Below are 13,542 nucleotides of genomic sequence, written 5' to 3' on the forward strand. Positions count from 1 at the left end.
ACTCAGAGCGTGCTTGGGCTGGCATCCGGCATGCTGGTCGGCTTTTCGCTGGGCCTGGTCGGCGGCGGCGGGTCGATCCTTGCCGTGCCGCTGATGGTCTATGTGGTCGGGGTGCCCCAGCCGCATGTCGCGATCGGCACCTCGGCGATCGCGGTCGCCGCCAACGCCGCGATCAACCTCTCCAACCACGCCCGCGGCGGCACCGTGATCTGGTCGTGCGCACTGGTGTTCGCGCTGTCAGGCATGTTCGGCGCTTTCGGCGGCTCGATCCTCGGCAAGATGCTGGACGGGCAGAAGCTGCTTGCGCTGTTCTCGATCGTGATGCTTGTCATCGCGGGGTTGATGCTGAAGACCCGCGCGCGGGTCGGGCTGACCGACGTCAAGATCTCGATGTCCAACATGCCCGCGATCATAGGCCTCGGGCTTGTCACGGGAACCATGTCCGGCTTCTTCGGCATCGGCGGCGGCTTTCTGATCGTGCCGGCCCTGATGCTGGCGACTGGGATGCCGATCATGAACGCGGTCAGCTCCTCGCTGGTGGCCGTTACCGCTTTCGGCGTGACCACGGCCCTGAGCTATGCGTGGTCCGGGCTGGTGTCGTGGGGCCTGGCAGGGCTATTCGTCGCCGGCGGCATCGCGGGCGGCCTCCTGGGCACGAGGAGCGCCCGGCACCTGTCGGAACGGCGCGGCGCCCTTAATATCGTGTTTGCGACTGTGATTATCGTCGTGGCGATCTATATGCTGCTGCGTAACATCAATGTGTCCTGAACGTAGAAGGGCGAGGAGCCCTTCCGGAAGCGAGCTATGAACCACCTGACGAAATCCCCCCTCGACCACGCCGGCGCCACCCGCCGCGGCGCGCTCGGCCTCATCGGTGCCGGCATTGCACTCCTCGCCGCCGGACGCGCGCGCGCCGAGGACGACAATGTCCTGACCGAGGCGCAGGTGCTGCGCGATCCGGATATTCCGGTGATCGGCAACCCCAAGGGCGACATCACGATCGTCGAATGGTTCGACTACAACTGCCCGTATTGCCGCAAGCTCGCGCCGGAGCTCCGCCAGGTGGTGCAGGACGACGGCAAGGTTCGCCTGGTGCTGAAGGATTGGCCGATCCTCGGGCCGGTGTCGAAGGTCGCGGCGCGGATGGCGCTGGCGGCGAAGTACCAGGACAAGTTCGACGCCGCGCATGAGGCGATGATCTCGGTCAATTCGCGCATCACCGAGCCACGCATTGCCGAGCTACTCTCGGGCGCCGGCCTCGACATGGACCGCCTGAAGAAGGATCTCGACGCCAACGCCAAGGCGATCGACGCGATCTTGGCGCGCAACAACGAACAGGCGCAGGCGTTCGGGTTCAACGGCACGCCGTCATTCATCGTCGGCAAGTATCGCGTGCCGGGCGTGCTCAGCATCGATCAGTTCGAGCAGGTCATCGCCGACGCGCGCAAGGCCAATATGGGCCGCAAGACCGAGCAGAACTAAGCCCCTCGGCGTTCTCTCACGCGGAGCCCTTGCGCTTGGCATAGGCGCGCCGCGCGCGCTCGCGATTGCCGCACACTTCGCTCGAGCACCATCTGCGAGTCCGGTTCGGGCTCTCGTCGACGAAGAACCAGCCGCAGCCGTCAGCCTCGCAGCATCCGATGCGGCTCGCGTCATCGGACGCCAGCAGGGCCGTCAGCGACCACAGCACCGGCCACAACGGCTCCGTCACGTCGATCCCCGCCAGCGCATGGCGATAGCCGCGATCCTGCCGCACCAAGTCGGGCTGCCGGGGAGCCGCCGCTAGCATCCGATTGACGAAACGGAGGTCCACGCTGCGGCCACTGCGGAGTGCGTCAGAAATGGTCCAGATGTCGCGACGCAAATCATGCGCCTTCTGCATCGCGGCCACGGCCACGCTGCTCGCCGAATGCGCTTTCAGCTTCCTGATCGCGGCGAGCGGCAAGGTGCCGCGGCGTTCGCTCCAGGACAACAGCGCAGCATAATCCGGGATCAGCTCCTGCGGATCGCCCGACGTCCGCCAGTCGAGTGTGTTCGCGAAGTCGAGGCAGACCCGTCCACCGAAGAACTGTGTCGCTGCCCGCGCGGGATCCCTTGACATCACGGCCTCTCATCAATTCTAATCTAACGGTCATGACCATTACAAGTGCTCAGTCGTCTCGACAGGTCCCAACGATGACGGCCGCCGGATTCAGGCGGGGCCTGGTCGCGGCCTTGCCGTTCCTGCTTAGCAACGGCGCCGCTGGCCTCGTGATGGGACTGACCTACAAAGGGCTTGGGCTCGGGGCGCCGCAAGCGATTCTGTTCAGCCTGCTCGTCTACTCCGCCACGGCCCAGGCGATCACGCTCAGCATGTGGGCGAGCCCGTTGCCGGTTGCCGCCATGGTCGTTGCCTGCATCGCCACCAATTCACGATACTTACTGATGGGCGCCCATCTGCGCCAGCTGTTTGGCGGGTTCGCCCCCCGGAAGATCCTGCTCAGCCTGTTTCTGCTTGCGGATGCGTCGTGGCTGATGACGAGTTCGGATGCAGACCGTAACGGACCCGACGCGGGCTATCTGCTCGGGTCGAGCATCCCGATGGCAATCGGCTGGGTCGGCGGCACCGCGCTTGCCTATGCCGCCCCGCTCGCAACCAACGGACCGCTGAAGCTCGCCGCCGCGCTGCTGCCGACGATGTTCATTGCGACCTTGCTTCCCAGCCAGTGGAAGAACGCAACATCTCCGTGGCCGTGGCTGATCTCGGCGATCGTCGCACTCCTCGTCAGCCGCTTCGTGGATCCCAGCTGGTCCATGCTGATCGGGGGCGGATGCGGCACGCTCGTCAGCATGATGGAGCGGACCGATGCATGATCTGGACGTTCTCGGCGTGATCTTCATCCTCGGACTGACATGCTATGCCATGCGCGCCGGCGGATACGTCCTCGCCGCGTCGATGCGCGACGACGGCATCGCCGCGCGATTCCTCCGGCTCGCGCCCGGCAATTTGTTCATCGCATTCATTGTTGGCGGTTGCCTGTCCGGCGGGCTGGCAGGTCTCGTCGGGACGATGGTCGCGCTGGTGACGATGGCTGTCACGGCCCGGGAGTGGGCCGCGCTGAGCGCGGGGTTCGGTGCGGCGATGGCGACATCCGCGATCGCGGCGTGACGCCGGCAGTTACTTCGCGGCGACCCTTGTCCATTCCTCGTGGACACGCGTCTTCAGCACGTTCCAGTCATGGGCTGCGACATCCCAATTCACGATCGTGCGCGTATCCTGCGCCACCTCGCCATTGGCGACGCTGGACGTCCGCATCGAATCATAGACATAGACGCCGCAAACCAGCAGCAGCGCGCCCAAAATCATGCCGAAAAACGTCCGCATAGCTCAATCCCTCCGGTGTCGGCGGGATAACGTCGCAGGGTTCGCTGTGGTTCCGGCGATCGATCAACTGCGCGCGAACACCCGCATCACATAATCGATGAACACGCGCACACGCGGCGACAACTGGCGGTCGCGCGGATAGAGCAGCGACACCGGCACCGATGGCGGCGGGCATTGCTGCAGCACCGGGATCAGCGTGCCGCTCGCGAGATCGGCTTCGGCGTGGAAGCGCGGCACCTGCACAAGGCCGAGGCCGAGCCTGGCGCTCGCGAGATAACTCTCGGGGCCGGTCACCGACATCGGCGCGGGCAGCGGAAATTGTTTGAGCCCGCCGTCGATCACGAACTCCATCGGGCGCAACCGTCCCGTCGTAAGTGAGCGGATGCCGATCATGCGATGGCCGTCGAGCGCGAACGGATCGGTCGGCATGCCGAAGCGCGCAAGGTAATCCGGCGTGGCGCAGGTCAGCCGCTCCAGCATCGTGACCTGCCGCGCGATCATGTCGCTGTCGGGCAATTGGCCGAAGCGCAGCACGCAGTCGACGCCTTCGCGGATCAGGTCGACCCAGCGATCGCTCTCACTCATGTTGATTTCGATGTCGGGGTATTGGGCGAGGAAGTCCGGCAGGTTCGGCAGCAGGAAGTGCCGCGCCAGTGTGCCCTGCACTTCGAGCCGTAGTAGCCCCTTCGGCCGTGCGCCGCCGAACGCGCCCTCGGCGTCTTCGAGGTCCGCAATCAGCGACAGGCAGCGGCGGTAATGCGCCTCGCCGTCGAGCGTCGGCCTGACCGTGCGCGTGGTGCGCTCGAGCAGCCGCACGCCAAGCCGCGCCTCCAACCCCTTCACCGCATCCGTCACCGTCGAGCGCGGCAGGGCGAGATCGTCGGCGGCCAGCGAAAAACTGCGCCGCTCGACCACCCGGGTGAACACACGCATCGCGTCGAAGCGGTCCATTTATTATCCGAAATCTACGAATAGTGATGTCAGAGGATGCCTGATTATCCGACTGACGCCAAGGCCTAGTGTCCTCCCATCGAACGCGGCCTTGGCCGCCAATCTGATGGGAGACTGAAAATGACCAACCAAACCAACAAGGTAGCTCTGGTGACCGGTGCCTCGCGCGGGATCGGCGCGGCGGTTGCCGAACGCCTCGCCGAGGACGGCTTCACCGTCGTCGTCAACTACTCCGGCGATGCCAAGGCCGCCCAAGCGGTCGCCGACCGGATCGAGGCCGCCGGCGGCCGGGCGCTGACCGCGAAGGCCGATGTCAGCGACGCCAACGCGGTGCGCGGCCTGTTCGACGCGGCCGAAGCGGCATTCGGCGGCGTCGATGTGCTGGTCAACAATGCCGGCATCATGAAGCTCGGCAAGATTGCCGACAGCGACGATGCGGCCTTCGACCAGCAGGTCGCGGTCAATCTGAAAGGCAGCTTCAACACCATGCGCGAGGCGGCACGCCGGCTGCGCAACGGCGGACGCATCGTCAACTTCTCGACCAGCGTCGTCGGCACCAGGCTCGAGACCTACGGCATCTATGTCGCGACCAAGGCCGCGATCGAGTCATTGACCGCGATCCTGTCCAAGGAATTGCGCGGCCGCGGCATCACGGTGAATGCGGTCGCGCCGGGCCCGACCGCTACCGATCTGTTTCTCAACGGCAAGTCGGACGAGTTGATCGATCGCTTCGCCAAGATGGTCCCGCTCGAGCGGCTCGGCACGCCCGACGACATCGCCTCTGCCGTGTCGTTCCTCGCCGGTCCCGGCGGCGCCTGGATCAACGGCCAGACGCTGCGCGCCAATGGCGGCCTGGTCTGACGCCTTCACACCTTCACTCAACTCGCACCCAACCGATCTCAAAAGGATACGTGTGATGAAACAGGTCATCGTCATCACCGGCGCTTCGAGCGGCTTCGGCCGCCTCGCCGCCAACGCGCTCGCCAAGGCCGGCCACACCGTCTACGCCTCGATGCGTCACACCACCGGCCGCAACGCCGCCGCGGTCGCCGATATCGAGGAGTTCGCTCGCGACAACAAGGTCGATCTGCGCTCGCTCGAGCTCGATGTCGGGTCGCAGGCGTCGGTCGATGCGGCGATCGCCCAGATCGTTGCCGAGCAAGGCCGCCTCGACGTCGTCATCCACAATGCCGGCCACATGGTGTTCGGCCCGGCCGAGGCCTTCACGCCCGAGCAGCTCGCCGAGCTCTACGACGTCAACGTGCTCTCGACCCAGCGTGTCAATCGCGCGGCGCTGCCGCAGCTGCGCAAGCAGGGCAGGGGACTTGTGGTCTGGGTATCGAGCAGCAGCTCGGCCGGCGGCACGCCGCCCTATCTCGCGCCGTATTTCGCGGCGAAGGCCGGGATGGATGCGATGGCCGTGATCTATGCCCGTGAGCTCACGCGCTGGGGCATCGAGACGTCGATCATCGTGCCCGGCGCGTTCACCGGCGGCACCAACCACTTCGCGCATTCCGGCCGTCCCGCCGATCAGGCGCGCGTCGCCGAATATGAAGCCGGTCCCTATGCCGGCTTCGGCGAGCAGATCATGAAGGCATTTTCGGCGATCGTGCCGGAGGATGCCGACGCGTCGTCGGTCGCGGGCGCGATCGTCAAAGTCGTCGATACGCCGTTCGGCAAGCGGCCGTTCCGTGTCCACATCGATCCGACCCAAGACGGTGCCGAGGTCGCATTCGGCGTCATCGACCGCGTCCGCAACGAGATGCTGCACCGGGTCGGGTTCTCCGACGTGCTCAAGCCGCGGGTGAATGGCTAGGCACGCTCTATCCGCGTCATTGCGAGCGAAGCAAAGCAATCCATCGCGGCACACGCGGAGGCATGGATTGCTTCGTCGCTTTGCTCCTCGCAATGACGGAGGAGAGAACCACTGCTCTTATCCACCGTTCAGCCACTGCATGATCTCCGCATTGATCTCGCGCGGATAGGTGTGGCTGAGATCGTCGATCTCGCGATAAATCACCTTGGCGCCGGCGGCCGACAACAAGCCCTGGGTCTGCCGTGCGGTCTGCACCGGGAACATCCAGTCGAGCCGGCCGTGGGTGATGAAGATCGGCAAGCCGCGCAGGCGCTCGGCATCGGCCATCTCGGCCATCAGCGGATGGAAGGTGGCCGCGACCGGAGCAAGATGCGTGAAGCGCGAGGTGTCGTCGAGCCCGCTCACATAGCTGAATGTGCCGCCGTCGCTCATCCCGGTCAGCAGCATGCGGGTCTCGTCGATGCGCCAGCGCGCGCGCACCTGGTCGATGATGCGGTTGAGGTTCGGCGTGTCGGTGTCGTCACCCATCAGCGCCCAGGTCTGGCCGGTTGCGGTCGGCGCCACCAGGATGGCGCCGCGGCTGCGCGCATCGCGCAGCCAGCTCCACAGGAAGCCGCGGCCGTTGCCGCTGCCGCCGTGCAGTGCCATCACTAGCGGCCAGGCACGATCCGGCGTGTAATATTCCGGTACATACATCGAGAAGCCGCCGCGGCTGCCCGGTTCGTTGCGCTCATGAAAGATGCCGGTGTCGGCGTTAGGCGTCGCCGCGAGCTTCGCCTGCAAGCCGGCATCCTCGCGCAAGTCGGGCGCGATGAAGAAGCCGCTGACCGGCGGCAGCTCGGTCAGTGGATAGAGCGCCTCCTGCGCGCGCGGCAGATAGCGTAGCGCGCGGAATACGCTGACCAGATCGCCCTCGCCATTCTGCACCGCGCGCAGCCCCGCATAGCCCGCGAGCGCTGGCTCGATCGCGGCCTCCAGCGCGGTCTTGATGTGCGCGAATTTCTCCGGCCAATCGGCAAGCCGCGGCCGCACCGCCTGCAAGGCCTCCTCGGGCTCGCCCGCGATCTGCATCACGCGATCGAAGTCCGGCGGATTGAGGTTGCGTGCGACAAAGGACAGCGATTCCAGCGTCTGCAACAGCGGCGGCAGCACGGCCACGATGTCGTCTACCACGGCCTCGCTCATCGTCGACATCCTCTCGATTGTTAGATCGAATATGTAGCCGCGCGGAAGCTGCGCCCCTCTCCCGCTTGCGGGGGAGGGTTGGGTTGGGGGTGCTGCCGCGCGCGCGAGAACCCCTGAGCGGAGGGAGCCCCACCCGCCACGCTGCGTGTGGCGACCTCCCCCGCAAGCGGGAGAGGTGAAGGGAACACGCCGAGCAACAGCGCCGACATCTAATGCAGCCGTGGCGCCTTCAACAGCTTCATGCGGTCGATCGAGGTCAGCGTGACGTCGAAGGTGACGCCCTCATGGTAGATGGTCAGCGGCACGTCGACGCCGGCCGCGCCGAGCGACCAGAGCTTGCGGTAGAAGCCGGTCTGGCTCGTCACCTTGTCGCCGTCGACCGCGAGGATCACGTCGCCGGTCTTGAGTTCGGCGCGCGCCGCCGGTCCCTTGCTGGCGACGCCGACCACCACGAGGCGGTTGTCGATCTCGGTCGTGTACATGCCGAGCCACGGCCGCGCCGGCCTGTCGACCCGGCCGAACTTGCGCAGGTCGCTCAGCACCGGATTGAGCAGATCGATCGGCACGATCATGTTGACATGTTCGGCGCGGCCCGAGCGCTCGCGTTCGAGCTGCAGCGAGCCGATGCCGATCAGCTCGCCGGCATTGTTGATCAGTCCGGCGCCGCCCCAGTTCGGATGCGACGGATAGGTGAAGATGGCTTCGTCGAGCAGATACTCCCAGTAGCCGGCGAACTCCTGCTTCGCCGCGATCTGGCTTGCGACCGAACGCGTGCGGCCGCCGGCGCCGCCGAGCACGACATTGTCGCCGACCTGCGTTGCCGCGGACGAGCCGAGCGGCAGCGGATCGATGTCGAGCCGTCCGAGCGCCTGCACCAGGCCGAAGCCGGATTCGAAATCGAAGCCGAGCGCGTGGCCCTCGACCGCGCGGCCGTCGCCGAGATGCAGCCACACCGTTGCGGCTTCGGTGATCAGATAGCCGATCGTCAGCACCAGCCCGTGATCGATCAGGACGCCGTTGCCGGTGCGCTCGGTGCCGAGCGTCTCGGCGCTGAAGGCGTCAGGCGGAATGATCGAATGCAGCCCGACCACGCTCATCAGTGCACGATCGAGGTCATAGCGGTAATCTTCGGGGCGCGGTTGAAAGGCCGCTGGCACTTTCCATTCGGTGGTGGAAGCCATCAAAGGATCTCCTGGCGTGCAGGGCGCTGGAACCTCAAGGTAGTCCGAGGTTCTGCAGGCAGGGAAGATGGAATGATATACCCTGCGCGGCGGCCTGCACAGCTCATCTGGCATGCAGACCTGCCCCTCGCAAGACAGAATGAACTATTCGCTTCTTGTCGCGCGCGTCGGCATGATGCGGAAGGCGCGCTCCTGCTTGATCCAGTCGGCGCGCTCGTCGCGCAGCATGGTGCGGCGAACCTTTCCGGAATCATCGCGCGGCGCGGTGCCGACGCGTTCGAAACTTTCCGGATGCTTGTAGCGGCTGAGTCGGTCCTTCAGGAAGTCGCCCATGCCGTCGGCGATCTGCTGCGCGTCGGCGCTGTCGGCGAGCTCGAGGATCGCATGCACGCGCTGGCCGAATTCCGGATCGGGCAATCCGACCACGACGCAGGAGCGCACCTCGGGATGCTCGCTCACCGCCGCCTCGACCTCGGCCGGATAGATGTTGGCGCCGCCGCGCAGCACCATGTCGGCGAGCCGGTCGCCGAGATAGAGATAGCCTTCCTCATCGAGCCGGCCGATATCGCCGAGCGATTCCCAGCCATCGGTGCGCCGCTTCGGCGTGGCGCCGAGATAGTGATAGGTGGAGCCGGCGCCGTCATTGGGCAGGAAGTAGATTTCACCGGTCTCGCCGGGCGCGACGTCGTTGCCGTCCTCGCCGATGATGCGCAAGCGCGCGGTCTCGCCGATCCTGCCGACCGAGCCCTTGTGCGCCATCCATTCGACGCCCGAGATCACGCAGGCGCCCTGCCGCTCGGTGCCGCCATAGAGCTCCCAGACCCGCTCCGGCCCGAGCCACTCGATCCACTTCTCCTTCAGCCAGGGCGGCATGGGAGCAGCCATATGAAACACGATCTGCAGGCTGGAGACGTCGTAGCGGTTGCGCACCTCCTCGGGCAGCGCCCAGATCCGGTGCATCATGGTCGGCACGAAGTTGACCCATTGCACGCGCTCGCGCTCGATCAGCCGCAGTGTCTCCTCGGCATCAAACTTCACCATGCCGGTCAGCCGCCCACCGCCGAACAGCACGGAGTGCGACAGGATGAACGGCGCGTTGTGATAGAGCGGGCCCGGGTTGAGCAGCGATGCCTCAAACGGAATCCCGAGCATCAGCGGCGTCGTGGTTTCGATCACCGCGGGGTTGTGATCAAGGATCACCTTCGGCCGCCCGGTCGAGCCGCCGCTCGTCATCGCCTTCCAGTAGCGCGCGACCGGTGCGTCGAGCGGCTCTTCGGAAAATCCCTCCGGCACGAAATTCACCGGCAGCGAATTCGGCGCATTCCAGTCGGCTTCACCACCGACCACCAGCGACGGTTTCAGGATATCGAGCACTGCGGCAGCCTCGCCGCGCGGCAGACGCCATGACAGCGAGGTCGGCGTCGCGCCGCATTTCCACACCGCGAAAGTGGTCTCGAAGAACGCGTTGCTGTTGGGCAGCCCGATCGCGACGAAGTCGCCGGGCTTGACGCCCTTGGCGGCGAAGGCGCGCGCCCGCGCATTGGCGCGGCGCTCGAGCTCACGCCAGGTCAGCGTATCCGCGCCGTGACTGACGGCGATCGCGTCTGCGGGCTTACGTTCGGCATACCAGCGCGGCACGTCGGCGAGGGGGATCAGCATGGGGCGTTTCCGAAAGACAGAGGCGGCTTGAAGCGCTCTTGTTGCAGGGATGTGGCCAGGGCCACCGCTGCACTTCACCAACTATGCGGTCCCCGTGTCAAGCCGACGGTTGCCGAGGCGATCGGTATCCCGCTGATGGAATTGCGGAATTCTCGATCGCTAAAAGCCGGGTCAAGATTCCGGTAAAGTTCAAGCGATCGCGCTAAGCCGGACTTTACGGGCGGGCGGCATTGTGGCCCGTGCGGTTGTGTGCCGGGCGCGTCGATCGACCTGCGCGGCCTCCAATTTTTTTCAAGGACCAATGTCTTCGAGGACGACGACGATGGCGAGCAATGGAGCACGGATCAAAATCAGTCGCGAGCCGCGGCGCCAGCTCAACAATCGTGCGGCGTGGATCACGGTCGATGACGGCGTGACCGAGAACGCCTGCGCCGTGGTCGATATCTCGCCCGGCGGCGCCAAGATCACCACCGAGGTCGAGTTCGACGTGAAGGACCGCCTCGCGCTGACGCTGCTCGCCGATCACGCCAAGCGCTACCCTTGCGAAGTGGTCTGGCGCCGCGGCAAGACCTACGGGCTCAAATTCGTGACCGCCGACGCCGAGCCGGACGAACCGGCCGCGGAGCCCGTCGTCGCGATCTAGCGCCGCGACTCAGCGTCCCTGCGCGTTGTTGGCATTGCCGGTCGTGCTCACCGAGCCGCCGGGAGCGGCCGGCGCTGCACTGAAATTGCCGCCGGAGGACGGTGCATAACGTTGGCCGCTTTGGGCCGGAAGCGCAGTGCCGCCCACGCCGTCCGACGGAGCGGCGCGGTCGCCCGGCCTCGGCGGCAATGGGCTGCCGCCCGTGCTCTGCGCGAGAAGCTGGGCCGGCGCGAGCGTCAGGCCGGCGGCGAGGATGATGGCGAATGTGTTTCTGAACATGGCCTGGTCCGGATGGTGCGGTGAGGCTCGAGCGGTGGCGAGATCCGCCAAGCCCGCTCGATTGCGTCTCGAATAACGTAAGCGGTGTTGGTCTCGTTCCCAGAGATTGCGGCCAAACCGCAAAGCAAATATCCGTGTGGTGGATCCCGGCGGCGATGACGCCGCCGCGTCCGCTACGCTATCCCCGATAGCGCAGCGCGTCGACCAGCAGGGCGAAGGCCGGCGAGGATTGCCGGCGGCTCGGGTAATAGAGGTGATAGCCGGGAAACGGCGCGCACCAGTCGTCGAGCACCTGGACCAGCTGGCCCTTGGACAGTTGCACCTGCACCTGATCCTCGGCGACATAGGCAAGCCCAAGCCCGGCCAGCGCCGCCTTGATCCGCAGCGCGGCGCTGTTGAACACCAATTGTCCGTCGACACGGACCTTGATCGGGCGTCCGCGCTTCTCAAATTCCCAGGCATAGATGCCGCCATGGGTCGGCAGGCGAATGTTGATGCAGGCGTGCTGGGTCAGGTCCTGTGGCCGCTTCGGACGGTCGCGTCGCTTGAAATAAGACGGAGCACCGACCACGACCATGCGGAAGTCCGGCGCGATCCGCACCGCGATCATGTCCTTTGCCAGCTGCTCGCCGAGGCGAACGCCGGCGTCAAAACGCTCCGCGACGATGTTCGCAAGTCCGTTGTCGACGGTCAGCTCCACCCTGATGTCGGGATAGCGCGGCAGGAATTTTTCCAGCGCCGGCCACAGGATGGTCTCGGCCGCGTGCTCGCCGGCGTTGATGCGAATAGTGCCGGCCGGCTTCTCGCGCAGCGCGTTGAGCGCTGTGAGTTCGGCCTCGATCTCCTCGAAGCGCGGCCCGATGCCCTGCAGCAGCCGTTCGCCGGCCTCGGTCGGCGCCACGCTGCGGGTGGTGCGGGTCAACAGCCGCACGCCCAGCCGCTCCTCCAGCGCGCGCATAGTGTGGCTGAGCGCCGATTGCGACACACCGAGCCGCGCCGCCGCGCGGGTGAAGCTGCGCTCACGCGCCACCGCGAGGAAGGCGATCAGATCATTGACGTCATGCCGCGGCATTGATGAACCCAGCTCATAAGTCTATCCCGATTTTTACGTCTAATGGGACGCCCGTGCACGCCCTAAATCCCGCAGCGGCAGGTTCCAGTCCTTGATGCGGAGAGATGTCATGCAGAAGCGTAAACTCGGTAACAGCAATCTGGAGGTATCGGCGATCGGCCTGGGCTGCATGGGCCTCAGCTTCGCCTATGGCCCAGCGGTCGAGAAAGCCGCAGGCATCGCGCTGCTGCGCGGCGCCGTCGAGCGCGGCGTCACCTTCTTCGATACCGCGGAAGTCTACGGTCCCTTCGTCAACGAGGAACTGGTCGGCGAGGCGCTGGCGCCGATCCGCAACGACGTCGTGATCGCCACCAAGTTCGGCTTCGATATCAGCACCATGGCCGAGCGGCACCGGTCGCTGAACAGCCGGCCCGAGCACATCAAGGCGGTCGCGGACGCCTCGCTGAAGCGGCTGAACATCGATGTGATCGATCTGTTCTACCAGCATCGGGTCGATCCCAGTGTGCCGATCGAGGATGTTGCCGGCGCGGTGAAGGACCTGATCGCCGCCGGCAAGGTCCGCCATTTCGGCCTGTCGGAGGCCGGCGTGCAGACCATCCGCCGGGCGCACGCGGTGCAGAAGGTCACGGCATTGCAGAGCGAATATTCGCTGTGGGAACGCGGGCCGGAAGCGGAGATCCTGCCGGTGCTGCAAGAGCTCGGCATCGGCTTCGTGCCGTACAGCCCGCTCGGCCGTGGCTTTCTCACGGGTGCGATCAGCGCGTCGACGACGTTCGCCAGCGACGACTTCCGCAACCTCGTGCCGCGTTTTTCGCCGGAAGCTCGCCGCGCCAATCAGGCGCTGGTCGACCAGCTCGGCCGGATCGCCGCCGGCAAGGGCGCAACGCCGGCCCAGATCGCGCTGGCCTGGCTACTGGCGCAGAAGCCGTGGATCGTGCCGATCCCGGGCACCACGAAGCTCAATCGGCTCGAGGAAAACATCGGCGCCGCGCGGATCGAACTGAGCTCCGCCGATCTCGCCGATATCGGCAAGGCCGTCGCCGCCGTCGAGGTGCAGGGCGCGCGCTATCCGGAGCAATTGCTGGGGATGGTCGGACGCTGAGGAAGTCGAGCCACAAACTGAGTGTCGTCCCGGGCTTGACCCGGGACCGATAACTACTAACGGCGATTGTTGCGCGACGCTGGGGCCACAGCTCGCTTCAACAACCCGACCCTGTGGTTATGGGTCCCTGCTTTCGCAGGGACGACGATTGTGGATGTAGGCCGTGCTACACACTCGGTGTCGTCCTGGCGAAAGCCAGGACCCATTACCCCAAGAGCTCGTTGTTGCGCGACCTTGGGGCCACAGCTCGCTTCAACAACCCGACCCTGTGGTTATGGGTCCCTGCTTTC

16 protein-coding genes are annotated in these 13,542 nt (G+C 65.8%); 8 read left to right on the forward strand and 8 right to left on the reverse strand.

What is annotated here, in order from left to right:
* Positions 1 to 30 precede the first annotated feature (30 nt).
* The gene (locus tag Q0030_RS11450) at positions 31 to 768 is read left to right on the forward strand and encodes a sulfite exporter TauE/SafE family protein (protein WP_298366637.1); all 738 of its coding nucleotides are present in this window, start codon (positions 31 to 33) and stop codon (positions 766 to 768) included.
* Positions 769 to 804: 36 nt separating this feature from the next.
* A complete protein-coding gene (locus Q0030_RS11455; protein WP_298366552.1) occupies positions 805 to 1,482 on the forward strand; it encodes a DsbA family protein in 678 nt (225 codons plus the stop codon).
* A 16-nt stretch (positions 1,483 to 1,498) separates the two neighbouring features.
* On the opposite strand, the gene Q0030_RS11460 is transcribed toward Q0030_RS11455, so the two are convergent.
* A complete protein-coding gene (locus tag Q0030_RS11460) occupies positions 1,499 to 2,101 on the reverse strand; it encodes an ABATE domain-containing protein (protein ID WP_298366555.1) in 603 nt (200 codons plus the stop codon).
* Positions 2,102 to 2,175: 74 nt separating this feature from the next.
* Between Q0030_RS11460 and Q0030_RS11465 the strand changes: the two genes are divergently transcribed.
* Both Q0030_RS11465 and Q0030_RS11470 read left to right on the forward strand, forming a co-directional pair.
* Positions 2,176 to 2,853, forward strand: a complete 678-nt coding sequence (locus Q0030_RS11465; RefSeq protein WP_298366557.1) for an AzlC family ABC transporter permease — start codon at positions 2,176 to 2,178, stop codon at positions 2,851 to 2,853.
* The gene (locus Q0030_RS11470) at positions 2,846 to 3,148 is read left to right on the forward strand and encodes an AzlD domain-containing protein (protein ID WP_298366559.1); all 303 of its coding nucleotides are present in this window, start codon (positions 2,846 to 2,848) and stop codon (positions 3,146 to 3,148) included. The genes Q0030_RS11465 and Q0030_RS11470 overlap by 8 nt, the downstream gene beginning before the upstream one ends.
* A gap of 9 nt (positions 3,149 to 3,157) precedes the next feature.
* Here the strand turns inward: Q0030_RS11470 and Q0030_RS11475 are convergent, their stop codons facing one another.
* Both Q0030_RS11475 and Q0030_RS11480 read right to left on the reverse strand, forming a co-directional pair.
* Positions 3,158 to 3,364 (reverse strand): hypothetical protein, encoded by a 207-nt coding sequence (locus tag Q0030_RS11475; RefSeq protein ID WP_298366562.1) that lies wholly within the window; start codon positions 3,362 to 3,364, stop codon positions 3,158 to 3,160.
* Between the two features lie 63 nt (positions 3,365 to 3,427).
* Positions 3,428 to 4,315 carry a LysR family transcriptional regulator gene (locus Q0030_RS11480; RefSeq protein ID WP_298366564.1) on the reverse strand — a complete coding sequence of 296 codons (888 nt, stop codon included), beginning with the start codon at positions 4,313 to 4,315 and terminating at the stop codon, positions 3,428 to 3,430.
* Positions 4,316 to 4,435: 120 nt separating this feature from the next.
* Here Q0030_RS11480 and Q0030_RS11485 point away from each other — a divergent pair, with 120 nt between their 5' ends.
* Positions 4,436 to 5,176: an SDR family oxidoreductase gene (locus tag Q0030_RS11485; protein WP_298366566.1), complete on the forward strand. Its 741-nt coding sequence runs from the start codon at positions 4,436 to 4,438 to the stop codon at positions 5,174 to 5,176.
* 52 nt (positions 5,177 to 5,228) lie between these two features.
* Positions 5,229 to 6,131 (forward strand): SDR family oxidoreductase, encoded by a 903-nt coding sequence (locus Q0030_RS11490; RefSeq protein ID WP_298366568.1) that lies wholly within the window; start codon positions 5,229 to 5,231, stop codon positions 6,129 to 6,131.
* A gap of 117 nt (positions 6,132 to 6,248) precedes the next feature.
* Here Q0030_RS11490 and Q0030_RS11495 read toward each other — a convergent pair whose 3' ends face one another.
* From Q0030_RS11495 to Q0030_RS11505, 3 genes are all read right to left on the reverse strand, one after another.
* A complete protein-coding gene (locus tag Q0030_RS11495) occupies positions 6,249 to 7,316 on the reverse strand; it encodes a phospholipase (RefSeq protein ID WP_298366570.1) in 1,068 nt (355 codons plus the stop codon).
* A 209-nt stretch (positions 7,317 to 7,525) separates the two neighbouring features.
* Positions 7,526 to 8,497 carry a S1C family serine protease gene (locus tag Q0030_RS11500; protein ID WP_298366573.1) on the reverse strand — a complete coding sequence of 324 codons (972 nt, stop codon included), beginning with the start codon at positions 8,495 to 8,497 and terminating at the stop codon, positions 7,526 to 7,528.
* Positions 8,498 to 8,641: 144 nt separating this feature from the next.
* On the reverse strand, positions 8,642 to 10,156 hold the full coding sequence (locus tag Q0030_RS11505) for an AMP-binding protein (protein ID WP_298366576.1): 1,515 nt from the start codon (positions 10,154 to 10,156) through the stop codon (positions 8,642 to 8,644).
* 322 nt (positions 10,157 to 10,478) lie between these two features.
* Between Q0030_RS11505 and Q0030_RS11510 the strand changes: the two genes are divergently transcribed.
* Positions 10,479 to 10,799: a PilZ domain-containing protein gene (locus Q0030_RS11510; RefSeq protein WP_298366578.1), complete on the forward strand. Its 321-nt coding sequence runs from the start codon at positions 10,479 to 10,481 to the stop codon at positions 10,797 to 10,799.
* 9 nt (positions 10,800 to 10,808) lie between these two features.
* On the opposite strand, the gene Q0030_RS11515 is transcribed toward Q0030_RS11510, so the two are convergent.
* Both Q0030_RS11515 and Q0030_RS11520 read right to left on the reverse strand, forming a co-directional pair.
* Positions 10,809 to 11,078 carry a hypothetical protein gene (locus Q0030_RS11515; protein ID WP_298366581.1) on the reverse strand — a complete coding sequence of 90 codons (270 nt, stop codon included), beginning with the start codon at positions 11,076 to 11,078 and terminating at the stop codon, positions 10,809 to 10,811.
* Between the two features lie 178 nt (positions 11,079 to 11,256).
* Complete coding sequence (locus Q0030_RS11520; protein ID WP_298366583.1) at positions 11,257 to 12,150, reverse strand: LysR family transcriptional regulator; 894 nt, start codon at positions 12,148 to 12,150, stop codon at positions 11,257 to 11,259.
* Positions 12,151 to 12,259: 109 nt separating this feature from the next.
* Between Q0030_RS11520 and Q0030_RS11525 the strand changes: the two genes are divergently transcribed.
* Positions 12,260 to 13,252: an aldo/keto reductase gene (locus Q0030_RS11525; protein WP_298366585.1), complete on the forward strand. Its 993-nt coding sequence runs from the start codon at positions 12,260 to 12,262 to the stop codon at positions 13,250 to 13,252.
* Positions 13,253 to 13,542: the final 290 nt, after the last annotated feature.

The organism is uncultured Bradyrhizobium sp., assembly GCF_947648125.1.
Classification (GTDB): Bacteria; Pseudomonadota; Alphaproteobacteria; order Rhizobiales; family Xanthobacteraceae; genus Bradyrhizobium.

What these genes read in the sequence shown, in the direction of transcription:
- Q0030_RS11450 (WP_298366637.1), top strand. Translation starts at nt 31, where the DNA reads ATGCTGGTCGGCTTTTCGCTGGGCCTGGTCGGCGGCGGCGGGTCGATC.
- Q0030_RS11455 (WP_298366552.1), top strand. Translation starts at nt 805, where the DNA reads ATGAACCACCTGACGAAATCCCCCCTCGACCACGCCGGCGCCACCCGC.
- Q0030_RS11460 (WP_298366555.1), bottom strand. Translation starts at nt 2,101, where the DNA reads ATGTCAAGGGATCCCGCGCGGGCAGCGACACAGTTCTTCGGTGGACGG.
- Q0030_RS11465 (WP_298366557.1), top strand. Translation starts at nt 2,176, where the DNA reads ATGACGGCCGCCGGATTCAGGCGGGGCCTGGTCGCGGCCTTGCCGTTC.
- Q0030_RS11470 (WP_298366559.1), top strand. Translation starts at nt 2,846, where the DNA reads ATGCATGATCTGGACGTTCTCGGCGTGATCTTCATCCTCGGACTGACA.
- Q0030_RS11475 (WP_298366562.1), bottom strand. Translation starts at nt 3,364, where the DNA reads ATGCGGACGTTTTTCGGCATGATTTTGGGCGCGCTGCTGCTGGTTTGC.
- Q0030_RS11480 (WP_298366564.1), bottom strand. Translation starts at nt 4,315, where the DNA reads ATGGACCGCTTCGACGCGATGCGTGTGTTCACCCGGGTGGTCGAGCGG.
- Q0030_RS11485 (WP_298366566.1), top strand. Translation starts at nt 4,436, where the DNA reads ATGACCAACCAAACCAACAAGGTAGCTCTGGTGACCGGTGCCTCGCGC.
- Q0030_RS11495 (WP_298366570.1), bottom strand. Translation starts at nt 7,316, where the DNA reads ATGAGCGAGGCCGTGGTAGACGACATCGTGGCCGTGCTGCCGCCGCTG.
- Q0030_RS11500 (WP_298366573.1), bottom strand. Translation starts at nt 8,497, where the DNA reads ATGGCTTCCACCACCGAATGGAAAGTGCCAGCGGCCTTTCAACCGCGC.
- Q0030_RS11505 (WP_298366576.1), bottom strand. Translation starts at nt 10,156, where the DNA reads ATGCTGATCCCCCTCGCCGACGTGCCGCGCTGGTATGCCGAACGTAAG.
- Q0030_RS11510 (WP_298366578.1), top strand. Translation starts at nt 10,479, where the DNA reads ATGGCGAGCAATGGAGCACGGATCAAAATCAGTCGCGAGCCGCGGCGC.
- Q0030_RS11515 (WP_298366581.1), bottom strand. Translation starts at nt 11,078, where the DNA reads ATGTTCAGAAACACATTCGCCATCATCCTCGCCGCCGGCCTGACGCTC.
- Q0030_RS11520 (WP_298366583.1), bottom strand. Translation starts at nt 12,150, where the DNA reads ATGCCGCGGCATGACGTCAATGATCTGATCGCCTTCCTCGCGGTGGCG.
- Q0030_RS11525 (WP_298366585.1), top strand. Translation starts at nt 12,260, where the DNA reads ATGCAGAAGCGTAAACTCGGTAACAGCAATCTGGAGGTATCGGCGATC.